Origin of the sequence: Psychrobacter sp. Ps4 (genome assembly GCF_022129285.1) — a bacterium.
Lineage (GTDB): Bacteria > Pseudomonadota > Gammaproteobacteria > Pseudomonadales > Moraxellaceae > Psychrobacter > Psychrobacter immobilis_A.
The window spans coordinates 64,965-83,280 of record NZ_JADQAK010000002.1 but is presented as its reverse complement, the minus strand read 5'-3'; the positions used below and the strand labels follow the sequence as shown (position 1 = coordinate 83,280).

The 18,316-nt window shown below is 42.4% G+C and carries 14 protein-coding genes; 3 read left to right on the top strand and 11 right to left on the bottom strand.

Annotated elements, in window-relative coordinates; genetic code table 11:
• Positions 1-2: 2 nt before the first annotated feature.
• Together I3252_RS01735 and I3252_RS01730 are read right to left on the bottom strand one after the other, a co-directional pair.
• Entirely contained in the window at positions 3-1,391 is a 1,389-nt protein-coding gene (locus tag I3252_RS01735; RefSeq protein WP_238034021.1) for a serpin family protein, read from the bottom strand.
• Between the two features lie 282 nt (positions 1,392-1,673).
• Positions 1,674-4,751, bottom strand: a complete 3,078-nt coding sequence (locus tag I3252_RS01730) for an insulinase family protein (protein ID WP_238034020.1) — start codon at positions 4,749-4,751, stop codon at positions 1,674-1,676.
• Between the two features lie 437 nt (positions 4,752-5,188).
• Here I3252_RS01730 and I3252_RS01725 point away from each other — a divergent pair, with 437 nt between their 5' ends.
• On the top strand, positions 5,189-5,650 hold the full coding sequence (locus I3252_RS01725) for a universal stress protein (protein ID WP_045453475.1): 462 nt from the start codon (positions 5,189-5,191) through the stop codon (positions 5,648-5,650).
• A gap of 148 nt (positions 5,651-5,798) precedes the next feature.
• On the opposite strand, the gene I3252_RS01720 is transcribed toward I3252_RS01725, so the two are convergent.
• Positions 5,799-6,734 carry a LysR substrate-binding domain-containing protein gene (locus I3252_RS01720; protein WP_238034019.1) on the bottom strand — a complete coding sequence of 312 codons (936 nt, stop codon included), beginning with the start codon at positions 6,732-6,734 and terminating at the stop codon, positions 5,799-5,801.
• A gap of 232 nt (positions 6,735-6,966) precedes the next feature.
• Between I3252_RS01720 and I3252_RS01715 the strand changes: the two genes are divergently transcribed.
• Positions 6,967-8,049, top strand: coding sequence for a YeiH family putative sulfate export transporter (locus I3252_RS01715; protein WP_055124794.1), 1,083 nt, complete (start codon positions 6,967-6,969; stop codon positions 8,047-8,049).
• A gap of 180 nt (positions 8,050-8,229) precedes the next feature.
• On the opposite strand, the gene I3252_RS01710 is transcribed toward I3252_RS01715, so the two are convergent.
• The 8 genes from I3252_RS01710 to I3252_RS01675 form a co-directional block, all read right to left on the bottom strand.
• A complete protein-coding gene (locus tag I3252_RS01710; protein WP_045453470.1) occupies positions 8,230-8,439 on the bottom strand; it encodes a cold-shock protein in 210 nt (69 codons plus the stop codon).
• A 244-nt stretch (positions 8,440-8,683) separates the two neighbouring features.
• The gene (locus tag I3252_RS01705) at positions 8,684-9,106 is read right to left on the bottom strand and encodes a YbaN family protein (RefSeq protein WP_238034018.1); all 423 of its coding nucleotides are present in this window, start codon (positions 9,104-9,106) and stop codon (positions 8,684-8,686) included.
• Between the two features lie 295 nt (positions 9,107-9,401).
• Positions 9,402-10,697 carry a VWA domain-containing protein gene (locus I3252_RS01700; RefSeq protein ID WP_238034017.1) on the bottom strand — a complete coding sequence of 432 codons (1,296 nt, stop codon included), beginning with the start codon at positions 10,695-10,697 and terminating at the stop codon, positions 9,402-9,404.
• 112 nt (positions 10,698-10,809) lie between these two features.
• Positions 10,810-11,436 (bottom strand): TIR domain-containing protein, encoded by a 627-nt coding sequence (locus tag I3252_RS01695; RefSeq protein WP_238034016.1) that lies wholly within the window; start codon positions 11,434-11,436, stop codon positions 10,810-10,812.
• The gene (locus tag I3252_RS01690) at positions 11,436-12,017 is read right to left on the bottom strand and encodes a hypothetical protein (protein ID WP_238034015.1); all 582 of its coding nucleotides are present in this window, start codon (positions 12,015-12,017) and stop codon (positions 11,436-11,438) included. The genes I3252_RS01695 and I3252_RS01690 overlap by 1 nt, the downstream gene beginning before the upstream one ends.
• Positions 12,005-13,177 (bottom strand): toll/interleukin-1 receptor domain-containing protein, encoded by a 1,173-nt coding sequence (locus tag I3252_RS01685; RefSeq protein WP_238034014.1) that lies wholly within the window; start codon positions 13,175-13,177, stop codon positions 12,005-12,007. Before I3252_RS01685 ends, I3252_RS01690 begins: the two co-directional genes overlap by 13 nt.
• 13 nt (positions 13,178-13,190) lie before the next feature.
• The gene (locus I3252_RS01680; RefSeq protein ID WP_238034013.1) at positions 13,191-13,733 is read right to left on the bottom strand and encodes a TIR domain-containing protein; all 543 of its coding nucleotides are present in this window, start codon (positions 13,731-13,733) and stop codon (positions 13,191-13,193) included.
• 158 nt (positions 13,734-13,891) lie between these two features.
• A complete protein-coding gene (locus I3252_RS01675) occupies positions 13,892-16,825 on the bottom strand; it encodes a valine--tRNA ligase (RefSeq protein WP_238034012.1) in 2,934 nt (977 codons plus the stop codon).
• 317 nt (positions 16,826-17,142) lie between these two features.
• On the opposite strand from I3252_RS01675, the gene I3252_RS01670 reads away from it, so the two are divergent.
• A complete protein-coding gene (locus I3252_RS01670) occupies positions 17,143-18,246 on the top strand; it encodes a formate/nitrite transporter family protein (RefSeq protein WP_238034011.1) in 1,104 nt (367 codons plus the stop codon).
• Positions 18,247-18,316 lie beyond the last annotated feature (70 nt).

The following is an 18,316-nucleotide window of genomic DNA, read 5'->3' as shown; positions in this document are numbered from 1 at the left end:
ATTTAATCTGTTGTTTTCACCATTTGTCCCATAAATAAAATGGTACCGGTCGGCTTATGATAAATAGTATAAATAAACGGATGATCCGCTTTGAATTCAATAGGAATTATCGGCTCTTCCTCCTCCGAAGCGTCCGCAATCATCTCAATGACTGTCGCTGCTGTGGCTTCTGTTCCAATCTCATCTACCTCTATTACTGCTTGATGAATCACCTTATTAAACTGGAGTTTAAAGTCTTTACTAAATTCTGAGAAGTCAGCGCCATCTGTAAAAGCGCTTGGCATCCCCATACTTATAAGTGTATCAGCCATGGCGGCATTTTTTATATCCATTTTAAACTTGGGCAAATATAGATCAATATCTTTATCAGAAAACTGTGTTTGCCACGCTGTAATTTTTTTAGCTGACAGCAAATCAATCAATTGTTGAAATGCTTTTTTACTTGTCTCTTTGGGTAGTATCACTATCATAGCTATTTCATCGCCAGCGTATGGCATATCAAGGATCTGTGCTTGCTCATCCTCGATATAACCAAACCATGCATTTTGATGCATCATATTTACTACCGATTCGCTATTAGCATTATTCGCCTGCTCAAAAGTACGAAACGGCATGGGCTCAGTAAATCCATCATAAAACTCATTTGCCCAAGCGCCTTTAAAATAAAGCGCGTTGGTCAAGACGGTACGCGTTGATTTACTGATATCGTCTTTTGATAGTATCCTTGGTATAAGATTATTAGTCTGTTTAGCAATGGACTGGTTGATGGTTTGTATAGCCAAATCAGGATCATTAGCGAAATCAAGTGATCCGACATTGCCAGCTAGATATCGGCTTATATTATCTAAATAATTTGAGTTAAGGCTTAATCCCTTTTGAATCCATAGCTCATTAACACTAGACAAGCTATAGTTTGCGCTAGGACGGTTTAGCTGATTGTATAACCTTGCTGCATTAGGTAGCATCTTATCCACTTCTGGATAGCTGAAGACTTGCTTAATCTCATCATAAGTGAGCCCACTGGCACCGATATAGCCGAGCATCATGGCTGAGGAGATACTATAAGGAGAGAATACGAGATTATCCACAGGCTTATCTTGATTGAGCTGTTGATACATCTTAATGGCAAAGTCATTATTTGCAGTAGCTAAACTTTGAATGCCTTCTACTGTAGCCTTTGAGTCATCAGCTGGCGTAAATTGCTTTTGTAGATAATTCAGTGAATCTACTGTCTCCTCTTCTACAGTAACATCATCTTCTATAGTTGAGCTTGAGCTATCACAGCCTACAACAAATAGCGCCAATAGCATCGATATCGTTAATGAAGATAACGGCACAGCTGCGCGGCTAATAGCTTTACGAAAGCCCATTTTATTATTTATTTTTTCCATAATTTCTGCATCCACCAAAGGTTGTAAAAGACCACGGCATAGTTGACAAGAAAAGCTACAAAAGCTAATAATGCTATAATTTTATAAAAGCCATCACCGCTAAGCTGTGACCAACTAACGCCCATAATGTCAAAATATAGTAATAACCGCGATGTTTAAGATAATAACTAGCGACGGCTAAACCGCTACAGCATAGATTGTTTAAAACAAAAATAAAAGCAGACAATACTTTAGTATTATCTGCTCTTTTACTATCTACACTTTAGCTTTGGCTATCACTTATTAACTTTTAATTTTACAAACGTTAAAGCCAAGCTCTTTTACCGCTACTTCTTTATCATAAGGCGCGAGTACTGCACGTACGTGCTTTTGCCCTTGTAGATATTGCTTGGCGACGCGCTGCAAGTCTGCCACGGTCACGGCCAATATTGAGGCACGCATTTTACGCTGCCAGTCGACGCCGCGATGATGCAAATCTGCAAAGCAGGCTTTAACCGCCTCCCCTGCTGGAGAGCCTGGCTTATCCATTCCTGAGATGATACCTAAGATGGCCTCTTCTAATTGCTCATCGGTTTGCGGTTCATTCAATAGCCACTCGATACTGGCATCAAAGTGCGCAAAAGTTTCAGCACACTGCGGATCACGGTAGCTAAAGAACTTAAAGGCACAGGCATTGGCATCGTAGCCCGCACCGCCGCCATAAGCACCGCCGCGCTCACGAATAGCGCTATGCAGATAACCATTGCGTAGATAAGACGCTAATACCATCAAGGCTGCCGTATCTGGATGATCAGCCGCTGGCACGGTATAAGCACTGGCATTATGATAGACGTTGGTTGGCACTAGCCACGCCAAGTCTTCAACATCGAGCGTCACATCACTTTCTAGCACTTTGACCGCGTCTTTCTCACCATTTAACGCCGCATCAAGTTGCAATTCGGCAAACTCGCTTGGGATATTGGCGTCGATACTCGCATCGGTATTTTTTAACTGCGCTGCAATTTTTGGCGCTTGACTGTCTTTCCAGCTATCAACGATTAAATTGCTTAAGCGTTCGGTTTGCTCCGCTTCACAGATGATAACCGCGTGCTTAGGCAAACTAATTAGACGTTGATGTAAGTCCATCAAACTGGTTGCTAATTTATCCCACTGTGCATCATCGCTACTGGCATGGGTTAAGAAGTCTTTTAGCGCGTTCAATGCTGGCAAACCACTGCGCACATATTCTAATTGCGCTTGGCGACTCATACCACGGCTGGCGGTTTGCATGGCATAAGAATGCCCTGAACCAGCAAGGTTTGATTGCCAGCCTGCTTGACGCTGCTGCAAGATTTCTTTGATACGATCATGCTCACTAAAGATACTGTGTTCCATGACTTCTTTGAGCAAATCAATCGCTTCAGGTTTACGATTGAGTGCGCGCGTTGCCACGACGAAATAGCTGCTAATCGCTTGGCTGTCATCGACATTGGTACGCTGGCTGATTCTAGCAGTCACCCCTGATGAATGCGCCGCTTGTTTGGCCTGCATTTCATGCGCGCTGAGCGAATCTGTACCCAATTCTGACAATAAGCTCAAATAGATCGGCAATAGCGGATGATTAATGACTTCATTAACGGGCAGCTCGCTTGTATCCTCATTACCAATCGCATCAGTCAACGGTACAATTATTTGATAATAATATAAGCCATTAGTGCCTGCTTCATATTCAAATAACGTACTTTCTTTGCCACTTAAATTAATCTGCTTTTGCGTGCCTTGTTTAAAGCTGATATCGGTTGGAACGTCTTCTAAACCCACTTTTGGCAATAAGCTTAAATCATCAGGCGCTGCTTGGCGCGCTGCCAAATCAAGTGCTTGTTGTTTTAAGACGGCTTTATCATCAGCGGTCAAATCCATCTCGATGGTATCAAGACGGGTCTGCTCAGCTGCCGCCAAACGGGCGGTTTTTTCACTATCAGGCGTCATGGTCACACGGACACGGTGCTGATTATCAAGCAAATGCTGCTTGATTAAATTCGGTAACCATTGCGCATCTTTTACTTGCTCACGTAGCCACTGCAAATGCTCATCAACTTCCCAGACATCGATAGGATTACCATCATGAATGGCAGTGCTAAAGCCTTCTAGCATGAGATTTAGACCATAGGGCATGCTATCGCCGCCGATATGGCGCTGATCGATCTCGATTTGATGCAGAATCGTCTCAATCGTTTCATCATCAATCGGTTTGCTCGCCACTTGTGTAAGCAAATCAATAATGCCCTGTTCTACCGCTTCGGCGTGTTCAGGGTTTGAACCGCGCAGACCGGTATAAAAGACCATTTCATAATGACTGTCATCCAGCCCTAGTAGCGGACTTGGTGCTTTACCAAGTGGATGGCTATCCAAATAAGCACGTAACGGTGAGCCAGCATGTTCAACCAACACGCCTTCTAATAAACGCAATGCTAAACGCTGCTTCGGATCAGTAATCGATGGTAATAACCATGCAATCACATGATGCGTTTGGTCAGGCCCTGCTTCGTCAGCCGTATAAGTATCAACCGCACTAATCGGTGCAGACAGGCGTTTTTCAGGACGTGAGACGTGTTTTTTACCTGCTTCAAACTGAATCAAGGCATCTTCATGGATTTTGGCTTGGGTTTCAGCGACTGGAATATTACCAAAGCTCATAATCACGCTGTTTGATGGATGATAATGACTCTGATGAAATTCAACCAGCTCAGTATGGGTCAAGTCAGGAATATCGGCAGGATCGCCGCCCGAATTATAGTGATACGTCGTCGTTGGGAATAAATGATGGGCGACCGTATGATACAACTGGTCAATCTCACCACTCATTGCGCCTTTCATTTCATTAAAAACGATGCCTTTAAATTGCGGCTTGTCATTTTCGTCTAACTCTACACGAATGCCTTCTTGGGCAAAATCCAGCGGATGAATATTTGGAAAAAACGAGGCATCCAGATAAACGGCTAGCAAATTAAAGTAGTCGTTTTTATTTTGCGTCGCATACGGATACGCCGTCCAATCGGCAGCGGTCATCGCATTCATAAACGTGTTTAATGAGCGTTTAATCATTGAAAAAAATGGGTCACGAACAGGGAACTTTTCAGAGCCACATAAAGCCACGTGCTCTAAAATATGTGCCTCACCTTTTGAATCCATTGGCTGAGTTCGAAAGCCCACCAAAAAGGCGTTTTCATCACTTGGATGTGCCAAGTGGTAATGCATCGCGCCTGTTTTAACGTGTTGGCTTATCAATACGTCCATCGACAATGCATCGATATGGCGGTGCTCAATCAGCTCAAAGGCAGGATGCAAAGTTAGATCAGTAGTAGATAACGTGTCGGTCATAATTTTCCTTATGGATTGCTCTAATTTTATTTAGAATAATATGCGATTAATGACTAAATCTAGCCAGTGGCGATAAAATAAAATCGGAGTAAACAATAGATAAATAGTGTATGTAATACTTATCGTAGGGTCTTTTTTATATGATATTTATATAAAAATATTGTGCGTATTATTGTGATTAACCTATGAGTAATATTCAAATTTAATGGCATGTACCCGTGCATCATTTTAAATGACAGCAATGCGCCGGTATAAATTAAAAAGAATTTGCCTAACGGAATTAGATGGGGTTCGCACCTTCATAAGTCAAGATACCGTAGTAATAAAGATAACCAATATGGCAGAATGTCGGATTTTCACAAAGCGAACTCAAAGCTTACTTAACAGCAGCCATCAGTAGTGCTATAGTTAAAATCATCTGTCACAAGGAGCCGCTCATGAGTTACGAACATATTTTATTGGTCACCGACTTAATGTCCGATGCTGATGTGGTCGCCCAAAAGGCCAAACGTATCGTCGAGAATCGTCCTAACGCCAAGTTATCGGTATTACATATCGTCAAAGATACCATGGTTGGCTTCGGCTATGAGCTGGTGCCAGCCTCCAGCTTATACGATGAGATTGACGATGAACGCTGTCAGGAAGCGCGCGCCAAATTGGCACAGTTTTTGGAGCGTAATGACTTGCATGCGGTGAATTCTGAAGTGACCACTGCCATCTCTAACAGTGAAGGTATCGTCAACTATTGTCACAAGCATGATGTTGATTTACTAGTCATCGGTCGTCACGAACGCCATGGTATCGCAGCGTGGCTCAGTGGCGCGACGGCAGATAATATCTTGCCTAATGTCCCATGCGATAGCTTAGTCGTGAGACTGGATAAGCCCGTTAATAAGTAGTTTAAAAAAAGACTTAACGTTGTTTCCAAGTTAGTTAAAGCTATTAAAAAAGCTCATTAAAAAAAGCGCAATGTCAGACAATGCGCTTTTTTATTACTAACTAAAATAGTAGATATTCTCGCTAATACCTCTATATTTACTACTAAAATTAATCTTCTGTCAAAATATCAATAAAGCTCTGCCAAATCGGGCTTTGATGGCGGGCTTTATGCCACACTAGCCACCAAGTCCGTGATAAATCAATACCCGCGACTTTCACCTGTACCAGCGCTCCTTCTGTCAACTCTGCCTGAATGACATGCTGTGATAAACAGCCAAGACCAATATCTGCACTTACCATATGCTTAATAGCTTCCGACTGCTGAATCGCCATCACGATTTCTGCATCAGGCAAATGCTTGAGCAGCTGTTCATCGATAATTTGCCGTGTACCTGACCCCGCCTCTCGTACCAATAGCGGCAGCTTTGCCAGTTGTGCAATGCTAAGCTCGTAGCAATTATCCGCATCGTTATACGCTGCCATGCCTGTCAACCATTTGCTATCGCGCTTGGTAAAGATCATCAAGGTATCTGTCCGCCACGCACGCTGCTCAATCACCTTCATATCTGTCGGGCGCGGCATACCCTCTACGAGCGCAATATCAATATTTAACTGCTCAACTTCGCTGACCACTTCTTGAGTATTGGCGATATACATATCGATATGGGCGTCGGGTAGCGCCGCATATAGCTTGGCAAGCAGCGGCGGCAGTACATAATTGCCGATCGTAGTACTGGCACCGATATGAATCTGCCCTGCTTGATGCTTATGATAATGCTCTAGAGTTAAGGCCTGCCCTAGGATAGCTTGTGCCTGTATATAAATAGGATGGGCATTGGGGTGCTGATTAAGCCTACGCCCAACCCGCTCAAATAGTGGCATCTGTAACCTTGATTCTAACTCTGTCAGCGCACTACTGACCGCCGACTGCGATAAATGCAGCGCTTCACTGGCACGGCTGGTACTACCCGTTTGATAAATACTGACAAACACTGATAATTGCTTGAGGGTAATCTTTGGCAATACCTGCATGGCTTTTTTCATAATTTCTCTGACACCTATCTTATTGATACAATCTAAAAACCACCTGTTATTTTAAAAACCCTTTATTATCTAAAAAACCATCTTTTTAGCCCAAAGACTTTTATCAACCTAAAAAATCGATAGTTTTTATCTAATTAATCTGTTTTTATTATAGATTGGTCTGCCTTATAATGTCTATTCATAAGCTTATGCTTATTTCGATTATAGATAATACATAATAGGACAGCCAGTCATGTACGCCTTGACCCAATCAGTAAATAACTATCTCCCGCGCAGCCGCCATTTAGCAGGGCTTATTGTCGTGCTGATTGGCAGCTTATTTTGTTTGTGGCTCAATACTAGTGTCAACACATGGACCAATGGACGTATCGTTGGTTTGTCTTCTCTCACTTTAGCCATTCTCATTGGTATGGTATTGGGCAATACGGTCTATCCTAACCTTGCTGAGCGCTTAAGTGTCGGCGTGGCATTTGCCAAAGGTCAAATATTGCGCCTCGCCATCATGTTTTATGGCTTTAAGCTGACCCTGACGCAAGTATCAAGTGTCGGACTGTCTGCGGTGATGAGCGATGCGTTGGTATTGACATCGACCTTTTTACTCACCTATTGGATAGGTACCCGATGGTTAAAAGTCGATAAACAAACGACGCTATTGATTGGGTCAGGCGCGAGTATTTGCGGTGCCGCCGCAGTGATTGCCGCTGAGCCTGTGGTCAAAGCGGAAGCACACAAAGTCACTATTGCCGTGGCGACAGTGGTGGTCTTTGGTACGGTTGCGATGCTGCTCTATCCGTTTTTATACCATCTTGGTTGGTTGCAACCTTGGCTAAATGCTCAGCAGTACGGGATTTATACGGGTTCCACCATTCATGAAGTGGCGCAAGTCGTCGTCGCTGGTAACGCAGTCAGTCCCGAAGTGGGTGACACAGCGGTTGTCACCAAGATGATACGCGTCATGATGCTTGCCCCTTTTTTACTTATTTTATCGTTTGCCTTAACCAAAGGTAGCAGCGACAATGGCAAAAAACCATCGTTTATGAATCGCGTCCAACAAGTCAAAGTGCCTTGGTTTGCCTTTATATTCATTGCCATCGTCTTACTGCACACTTGGGTGCCGATGACCGCAAGCTTTGAGCGTAGCATGGTGATGCTAGACGATGTGCTGCTCACCATGGCGATGTTTGCGCTTGGTCTAACCACGCATTTGGGCGCTATCAAACAAGCTGGCGTTAAACCCCTTATCTTAGGGGCGATTATGTTCGCTTGGCTGATCGTTGGCGGTGGTCTAATAAATATAGGTATCAGTTTTTTATAAGACGCTCATTCCTATGATAGCTTGCCCACTATAAATTTATGCAGAATCAACAAAGCCTACGACTATTAACATAGTAAGTAGGCTTTTTTATAAGTAATCTACACCAAATTTTAGACGAAAAAAAACGAACCCGAAGGTTCGCTTTTTTTTCATCTTGCTCTAAGTGTCTATAAAGACAAATTAGATAGCAACGATGTTATGGGCTTGTGGGCCTTTTTGACCTTGAGTTACAGTGAACTCAACTTCTTGGCCTTCAGCTAAAGTTTTGAAGCCTGAACCAGTGATTTCGCTGTAATGAGCAAAAACGTCTGCGCCAGTTTCTGGAGCGATAAAACCAAAGCCTTTAGCTTCGTTGAACCACTTAACTGTACCTTTTTGAACGTCTGACATAATATAATCCTACTTTTAAATTTATTAATGGCCTAGTGACCGATAACGCTTGCAAATAGCTACTGAACGATAAATATTAAAACGAAGGATTATAACTAATACTACGAGGTAATGATTTGGTGCAGAACTGCTCTTAAGCTTGGACGTATTATAGGGGGAACATCCTGATTTCGCAAGTCTTATCTTAGCTTTCATGTAACTAAAGCCCATTTATTACGATTTTTGACCTGAAAATCAATGTATTTTAGGCATTTGGCAAACGGAACAAATAGACCGCTACCCCAGTACAGATCACGGCTACCAGCCATGCCATCCATATCATATCGGCGGGAATATTAAAAAATAACATCGTTGTTGAAATAGTCATCATTATTGTCGCTAACCACTTGGCATAGAGTGGCACGGCATGATTATTTTCCCAATCGCGGACAAATTTCCCAAAGTATTTATGATTAATCAACCAAAAATGAAAGCGTCGCGAACTACGTGCCCAGCAACCTGCTGCCAGTAATATAAAAGGCGCAGTCGGCATGACTGGCAGCAATACACCGATAATCCCTAATACAAAAAATAGCCAGCCCAGTATGACAAACGTCCAACGAACCGTTGGGCTGTTATGCTGATTGGTTTTGGGTCGATAATAAAAGGCTTTTTTGTGTTGGCTCATAAAAATACTGTCATTGAATGATATGGAGTGGCTAATATTCGATAAAGGTTAGACAGCTAGATTGTTAAACCAGATAATCATTTATAGAACTGCCTACCTATATAGGTAGCTAAGCATGCAATATCACTCAAAATGGTACAAGGCTATTTTTACGAGGTTTTTGCTATCAATAGGTATGTTTGGTTAGTGGTTGGGTAAGTGAGCTCACCACCTTTGACTGAATTTTTAGTAATAAAAAACCGCTCATAGCTAGACTATGAACGGTTTTATCGTTGAAGATATTATCCTAATTTATTTATTTCGCTATCAATCCTATCTCGCGTGCTTCTTTCAGCCAGCTTGGAAACTCTTCTAGCATATTCTCATACAAGGCTTCTTCGCTGATATCATCCAAATCATCGAGTTCAAAAAAGTCACAATTATCAATCACGCGCCCTGTCATGTCGTCTAATTTCTTAAGAATGCCATAACCGCGACCACCCAGTCCCACAAATTGCCAAAATATCGGCAGTTTCGCGGCTTCCGTCATGACTCTCGTGATACCGCGATTGTCATTCACCCCGCCATCACTGATAAATAGCACGTAGATAGGCACATCTAAGCCATCTTTTTGATAAAACTCCGTCACGGCTTTCATGACCTCTGCTTCATTGTTGATGCGCGGGCCAAGTGCCCATTTGCGCCAGCCGCCATGAGCGTTATTGATAAAACCGTCATAATTGCTCAGCCCAATCTCACCCAAATACTGCGGATCTCGGGCAAACGCCCAGCAGTCTAGTGCTTGGTCGTCATCGAAGTTCACTGCCAATGGCAATATGCGATTGACCACCTCTTGCACGCGGCCTTTTTTGTACTGTCTGTTCATTGATCCTGAGGCATCTAACACCAATGCTACCTTTGCGGTTAGTTGCTGTAATTGGCGTTTCTCAAGCGATATCGTGGCTTTTTTGGCCAGATTGACCAGTTTTGGCGCTTTGTCTAGCATGACCTTCTCTAACGACGGTTTTGCTTGCACTGGCGTGGCGGTCGGCTCGATTACTTGCGGGCTGCCCTCTTCTACATCGCCACCGAAATGCTGCACGATGGCAGAAAGCCCACCATTAAAGCCTTGTGCGACGTTAGATACCCGCCAAACGCCACTCTTGCGGTAAAGCTGCATCAGCATACTGGCTTGCTGCTGGGCAAAGTCTGCTGCTTGATACTCTGCCTGTGCCTTTTGCGACTGCTGCCAAAGGCCAATCTCTAACGATTGAATTTGATTAAGCGGCGTGTCGGCTGATAACACAAAAAACAAGCTGTCTATATTCGCAGCCAGTTTGGATAAGTTAACTTCAAACTCGGCTTGGATGCCTTTACTCGCCGTTGGCTGCGACTCGTAATGTGTCAGCTTGATTTGCCCGCACGGTGAGGTCGGCTGATTATAAAACACCATGTAATCATCATTGATCAGTTTGCCCGTTGCGTCTAAGGCAAAGCAGCTGATGTCCATCTCTATTGGGCTTTGGCGAGTGAATTTAAGCGTGATAGGTGCGGTATCGTCAATAGCAAGATTGCTTAAAGGCGCGCGTTGTCCGACGGTGAGATGGTTCATGGTGTTCCTTGCGTTAGCGTGTTATTCCTTTGAAGATAATAGCTTAATTACTGACATTAAAAAACCGCTAAAGTCAGGGTGGAAGCGGTTTTTAGAATTTAAAATAATTTAATCAAACAGACTTCGATATCGCATATTTATCTATGTTCTGCCTTATTTCTAAAGCAGCTTCAATCCAACCATTATAGTTACTTGTAAACTCTTTCCATGTAGGTTGTAAGATATACGAGCTAGAGCACCCATTGCTAAGTCTTGTTGCGGGATAACGATAATTTAAATTATTTCTATTTTTATTGATAATTTCAAATCCAAAATTTGAATTCCTTGCATACTCATAGCTTCCATATCTATCAGGTAGAATAATAGCTAATATTGCATTAGGGGTACTACTAATAGTATTACGTGTTTTTCTTTTCAAAGAATACGATATTTCCCACGGTATCCACTGGTCTTTTTCTAAACTCACCCACTCTTTCATATTTGGAGAGATAAGTACTATAGTAATAGAACTATCATATATCTTTTCTGCTAGCTTACTTCTTATGGCATCATCCTTAAACGCTTCAAGACTTTCACTATTATTCTCTCCCTTAAATATATGAACACCTGTATCTTTAAAGTGGTTCTGAATTATATCTACATATGATCGCGCTGTAGTCAGTGGGGCATCCCACGAGTTATCTAAGGATTGAACATTTTCATCAGAATACTTATAGGATATAAAAATCTTTTTAGCCATTATAGAATTTCCTTAAATAATTTATAGAACAAAGCTATGTAAGCATAGTCATCCTTCAAAGAAACATCGAAATCACCCTCTTCGTAAATTCCTAACGCGGCAGCTCCAGTACTTGCCATTGGAAGTACCATAGCTTCAGGGTGAGATTGAGTGAATAGTTCAAATTCATCTTCCACCCCTTCCATGCCACCTACAAAAATACCAGCAATAAAGTCATTGTTAACAATCATCTTTTCGCGCATCAAAGCCAAGCTTTCATCACGACTTCCAATATTATCTGTAACAATAAGAGATTCAGAAAACTCCTCATTCTCTACAGGAAACATTTGTCTGAAATAATCTGACTGATAAAGGTGTACATGCTCTTTAATATTGACATTTACACTCTCTAATATAGAGCTAATTAAAGGCGTAATAGAAGGATGACCACCCCAAACAAGACGACATTCAGGTAAAACAACTTTAGCCAGACTACTAACACAATCTCGAATAGCAATTACATCAGCCGTATCATAATAAATAGGGTTGCGTTCTTTCAGAGGTATACTTGCTGAAAGAAAGATATTTTTTAATTTAGCCATTTTTGCACCTTTAATATACTTAATGTCTCTACTGAAAGGCTACTATCCAACCACTTCAGATGATTTAGCCAATAGTCGCGAATACAGGTTTCATCAAAAAGTATATAAATATGTTCGTACTTTTTTTTCCTAATTTCTTCGATAAAAATAGATGAACTTTCATAATTTAGAGAATTAGGGATACCAACTGCTGGCACTAAAACTATTTCTTCGTTATTTTTAGTCATAGAAATGATTTTATAACTGTCGAGCTGTGGCGCACAACCTCTAGACTTAGCCATTTTCATAAAATTTGATATTAAGTTATCTCTTCTAGCAGCTAACGTTCTGGCTCTTATACTTTCTACATTTTCAATAATTTTATCAACCACATTATCATCTAATTGCTTACCCTCATAATTAAAGTCGTTAGCTTTCAACTGAATTGGAAATGATATTTCGGCATCTCTATGATCCTTAATGGAGTGGTCAGGCCAAGAAACAACGATCATTCCTAGCAGCAACTTATTTGCCATAGCTAGCTCTTGAGTTGTCCACATACTTCCTAAAAAATTAGAAGTATTCAATAGCACAACTACGTCACTATCGGCCATACGATGCCATAGTTCGTCTTGGAAAGGTTCAGACGGTCTAATACTATGAGTATCAAGAAATACATCAAAGCCACTTCTTTCTAAAGCTTCATACAATTGAATGGCTACACTGGTAGATTCATCACGTTTATAGCTAATAAAAACACGACGATTTTTTCTTAGAAGAGAAAAAGCTTCTAGGATATTATTTGCAATTTTTTCAACCTTTACATCTTTATCTTGCTCTGAAACTGCTAATCCATTATATGTGGATATAATTTTAGGTACACACTGATTAAAATCTTCTAGCGAACCTTGTACAATAGGCAATACTAAGGAGGCATCAACAACTATTTTCTTTAGTAACTCTACATCAGCAAACTGTTTTTCTACTTCGTTTCGTCCTAGGTAGATACAAAAAGAGGGACTTGCATCAGTATATTCGTCAAAATTTTCATCATTAATTATTTTAAAATGACTAAAATCTATACCAATTTCTTCGATTTTTTGCTTGAGACTATGAATAATATCTTCTTGGATATCAAAATCTTTTCCCAGTATTATCAACTGATAACAGTATTTTTTCACTAGTTGTGCTCCTTTAGGATTTAACCCAATCTCTAAGTAATTTAGCAGGCTTAGTAGAATCGTCTTTTACCACCAGACCAAGGTCATGACGCTCTACAAATGGGTATAGCTCTAAAAACTCTTGGCCTCTAAAACTATCTCCACTATTTTCTATAAGTCCTAATACTGCGACCTTATCCTTGAGACCATCAAAATACCCTAATTCCCATAACATCCATCTAGAATCTTCAGAATTTTCGGTAATGGCAAATATTAGTGTTTTGCAGCTTTGCATACGCTTTCTGATAACTACCGCTGTTTCTTTAGTTACTTTGCCTCTTTCAAGATGTGAATCTTCGTACCAATCAACATACACACTAAACCCTGCTTCTTTTAAAACCACCCTCAATCCGTCAATTGCTTCAGCATCTAAAAATGCATGAGATAGGAAGATATCGTAAATCTTATATTGATTAAAGCTATCAAATTGTTCTTCTAAAATATCTCTCGACTCTAAACCAAATTTCTTATTACTACGAGCTTTACTACGTACTTCACTTAAAGTTAAAAATGCCATAAAGAATCCTCTTGAGAATTAGCTTAATAACGCTCACAACATTTTAGCATACAAATATTGAGTAATAAGGAAAGTAAAGAATGCTAACCAGTAGGCAATAAAAAACGCCATCATAATTGTGACAGCGTTTTTTATTTATACAGATACTTCTATGTTAATTACAACGCTTTCAACTCTTCCATCTGCGCCGTCATCGCTGTCAACTGCCCTTCTAGCTCAGCAAGTTTCGCCTTTTCAGCATCTACCACTTCCGCAGGCGCTTTACTGACGAAGCCTTCATTACCTAGCTTACGGGCGATGCCTTCAGATTGACCTTTTAACTTATCATATGACTTACCCAAACGTGCCAGCTCAGCCGTTGGATCAATCAGACCTTTCATCGGTACGAGTACACGTAGCTGACCGACCATACTTGATGATGACAATGGTACTTCATCACCTTCTTTTAGAATGGTTAAGCTGTCTACTTTGGCAAGTGCTTTAAACTGATTGGCGATACGTGATAGGCGCTCGTCTTCTGCTAGCGAGATATTTTGTAGCAGCACTGGCAGACGTACCGCATTGCCCAGTTTCATCTCACCACGGATGTTACGGACGCTAGCGATTAGCTCTTGTAGCCACGCCATATCCGCCTCAACTTGCTCACTGATTTGCGCGTCGTCCGTTTTTGGATAGTCAGCGACCACGATGCTGTCAGTGTTTTTGCGACCCAGTAGCGGTGCCACTGTCTGCCAGATTTGCTCGGTCAGATACGGCATGATTGGATGCGTAAAGCGCAGTGCTGTCTCTAGCACGTGCAGTAGCACATAACGGATTTGCGCTTTACGTTCATCCGATACCGAGTCATCATTTAGACTGGCTTTGGCAAGCTCAACGTACCAATCACAGTACTCATTCCAGATAAACTCATAGATATCTTGGCTGACCATATCGAGACGATACTGAGCGAAATGCTGATGGATATCGGCAACGGTAGAGTTCAGACGACTCATGATCCATTTTTCTGGCAATTCCCAAACGTCAGGGTTTGCCGCTTGGTCGATAGGCTTGGCACTGCCTTCACTGTCTACACAGTTCATGAGTACAAAACGGCTGGCGTTCCAGATTTTATTACAGAAGTTACGATAGCCCTCGACACGCTTTAGATCAAAGTTGATATCGCGACCAGTACTGGCTAATGAGGTAAAGGTAAAGCGCAGTGCATCGGTACCATACGCTGGGATGCCTTCTGGGAACTCTTTACGCGTTTGCTTTTCGATTTTGGCCGCATCTTTTGGATTCATCATATTGCTGGTACGTTTTTCTACCAACGCTTCTAGCTCAATACCGTCGATTAGATCGATCGGATCTAGGACGTTACCTTTCGATTTTGACATTTTTTGACCGTTGCCATCACGTACCAAACCATGCACATAAACGGTCTTAAACGGTACTTGCGGCGTGCCATCTTCGTTTTTCACGAAGTGCATGGTCATCATGATCATGCGGGCCACCCAAAAGAAGATAATGTCAAAACCTGTCACCAATACGCTGGTCGGGTGGAAAGTATCCATCACGCGTGGATCGGCGTTGACGTCTGCCCAGTCAAGCGTACTGAACGTCCATAGACCAGAGCTGAACCACGTATCAAGCACGTCATCATCTTGGCGCAGTTTTACATCGTCGCTTAGATTGTATTTAGTGCGTACTTCCGCTTCGTCACGGGCGACATAGATTTCACCTGTCGCATCGTCATACCATGCAGGGATACGATGTCCCCACCACAGCTGACGGCTGATACACCAATCTTGCAGATCGGTCATCCACGACATATACATGTTTTTGTACTGCGCAGGGACGAACTCAATGCTGCCATCTTCTACTGCATCAATCGCAGGCTTGGCAAGCTCTTTCACAGCGACATACCATTGATCGGTCAACCACGGCTCAACGATCGTACCGCCACGCTCAGCACGCGGGGCTTTGAGCGCGTAGTCTTCGATATCTTCTAGCCAGCCTTGCTCGCCCGCTTGCTCAACAAGGAATTTACGCGCCGCAAAACGCTCAAGTCCAGCGTATTCACTTGGCGTGGTTTCTAATGTTGGCTCACGTGTTTGTAGATCAGGATAAACTTCCATCGCTGGCAAAATGTTAGCGCGCTCATCAAGGATATTAATCAATGGCAAGTTATGACGACGACCAAGTTCATAGTCATTAAAGTCATGGGCTGGGGTGATTTTTACGCAGCCTGTACCAAAGTCTTTTTCGACATAGTCATCAGCGACGATAGGCACGACGCGACCCGTGATTGGCAAGGTAATGGTTTTGCCGACTAGGTGTGCATAACGCTCATCGCTAGGATTGACCGCGACAGCAGTATCACCAAGTAATGTTTCAGGACGTGTAGTGGCTACGACCAGATAGTTTTTACCGTCTTGAGTCAGCAGCTCTGTATCTGTGAAATGATAGCGGAAATGCCACAAGCTGCCTTTTTCGTCATGGTTTTCTACTTCTAAATCAGACAGCGCGGTTTGGAATTTAGGATCCCAGTTCACCAAACGCTTACCACGATAAATAAGTCCATCGTCAAACAGGCGTACGAACACTTCTTTTACCGCATTAGATAGACCATCATCCATGGTAAAGCGCTCACGTGACCAATCAACCGAGCTGCCCAAACGGCGAATTTGGCTGGTGATATTGCCGCCCGACTCTTCCTTCCATTCCCACACTTTATCGATGAAATCTGCACGAGTCATATCACGGCGTTTGATGCCCTGTGCTTCTAGGCGACGCTCAACAACCATTTGCGTGGCGATACCGGCATGATCCGTACCCGGTTGCCATAGCGTATTGTCACCATCCATGCGGTGATAACGGGTCAGCGCATCCATGATTGCGTTGTTAAAGCCATGACCCATGTGCAGCGAGCCTGTGACATTCGGTGGTGGCAAGGCGATAGAGAACGACTCTTCTTTATCAAAGGTCGGCTTAAAATAGCCGCTTTCTTCCCAGCCTTGATACATACCCGCTTCGACTTCTGCAGGATTGTACGCATTCTCTAACTGGCTTAAGGCCGCTTGAATAGATGTGGTGAGGTTGTGGTTACTCATAATGGCATTATCTTTTATTGATTGAATGTGATTAAAGCGAATATAAAAATTAGGAAAATCATGAATAGAGTGATTTTAACGCAGATAGGCAGATTTTGTTAGATGCTAAGGCAATTTATCAGACTTGCAGAGTGGCATTGCCCCATTAATAAGTGCAAAAGCCCATAAAGGCCCTCAATCGAATGAGATTCCAACAAAATAAGTGCTAGTGATGTTATAAAATATGGGTCATGCTATGAGGTATATTCTATAACATCACTAGCATATAAATGGCGTCTTTATCCTAAAATCATGATCTTATAAACAGCGAGCCGACCGTGTCAAAAGATACCGAGCACACCTATCACAATAGCAGCCACTCTCAAGCTGATGAATCTGATACTAATGAAATAGACGATAAGCGCTTGATTGATGATAGCGCTTATCAACCATCTGTTACTGAAGATAAAGACGTTAGCAAGACTAAGATGACTGATGACACCGAGGCGACAGAAAGTTTAGAAGATGAAGATTTCTCTGAAGATATGAGCGAAGCAGATAAAGAAACCATCAAAAAAGTCGCCAATGATGACAACTTGAGTCAAGCAAAGAGCTATGCCAGTATATTGGTTGAGCAAGTGATGGATGCCAAAGAAACCTTTGAGCGTTCGCTTGGCTCGCTATTTACCAGTGCCTTTACCGCTGGGCTTGAGATTGGCATTAGCTTCTTTATGATTTTATCGGCTTTTGCGCTGCTGAGTAGTGTACTACCAAGCCAATACGCGATCGTGCTCGCCTCCCTACTTTACCCAATTGGCTTTATCATCGTGGTCATTGGTCAGTCGCTATTATTCACCGAACAGACATCGCTGTTAAGCCTACCTGTGCTCAATAAGATTGAACCGCTGCATAAATTGCTACGCCTTTGGGGCATTGTCATCGCTGGCAACATCGTTGGCGGCTGTTTGTTTGCCGCATTGATGATAGGTTTGGGTTTAAATATGCAGCTGTTTAGCGTGAGCGACATCGACACTTATGCCGAACATATTTTAGGATTTAGGTGGTGGGTCATATTTGGTAGCGCCATCTTAGCAGGTTGGATGATGGGCGTCACCGCTTGGCTTGTGACCTCAGCACGCGACACCCTTAGCCGCATCGTTTTGGTAACACTTATTACTGGCAGTATTGGTTTTTTAGGATTGCATCACAGTATCGTGGGCAACATTGAGATTTTTTCTGCCTTGCTATACGGCAATACCGTCAGCTTGGGGCGTTATTTACTGTTTTTAGTAGTGATATTGGTGGGCAATACCGTCGGTGGCGTGGTGTTTGTGGCGGTACTCAAAAACCGTACGTTCTTATTTCAAATTGAAAAAGTGAAAGAACAAACGGCTAGTGAACAAGCGGAAGCTAGAAGCAGTGTAAATACCCGCCGACCTTGATTGGTATTGGTTAATGCTAAAGGCTATAAATAGATAATTCACCTATTACCCATAACAAGGTTCAATATTT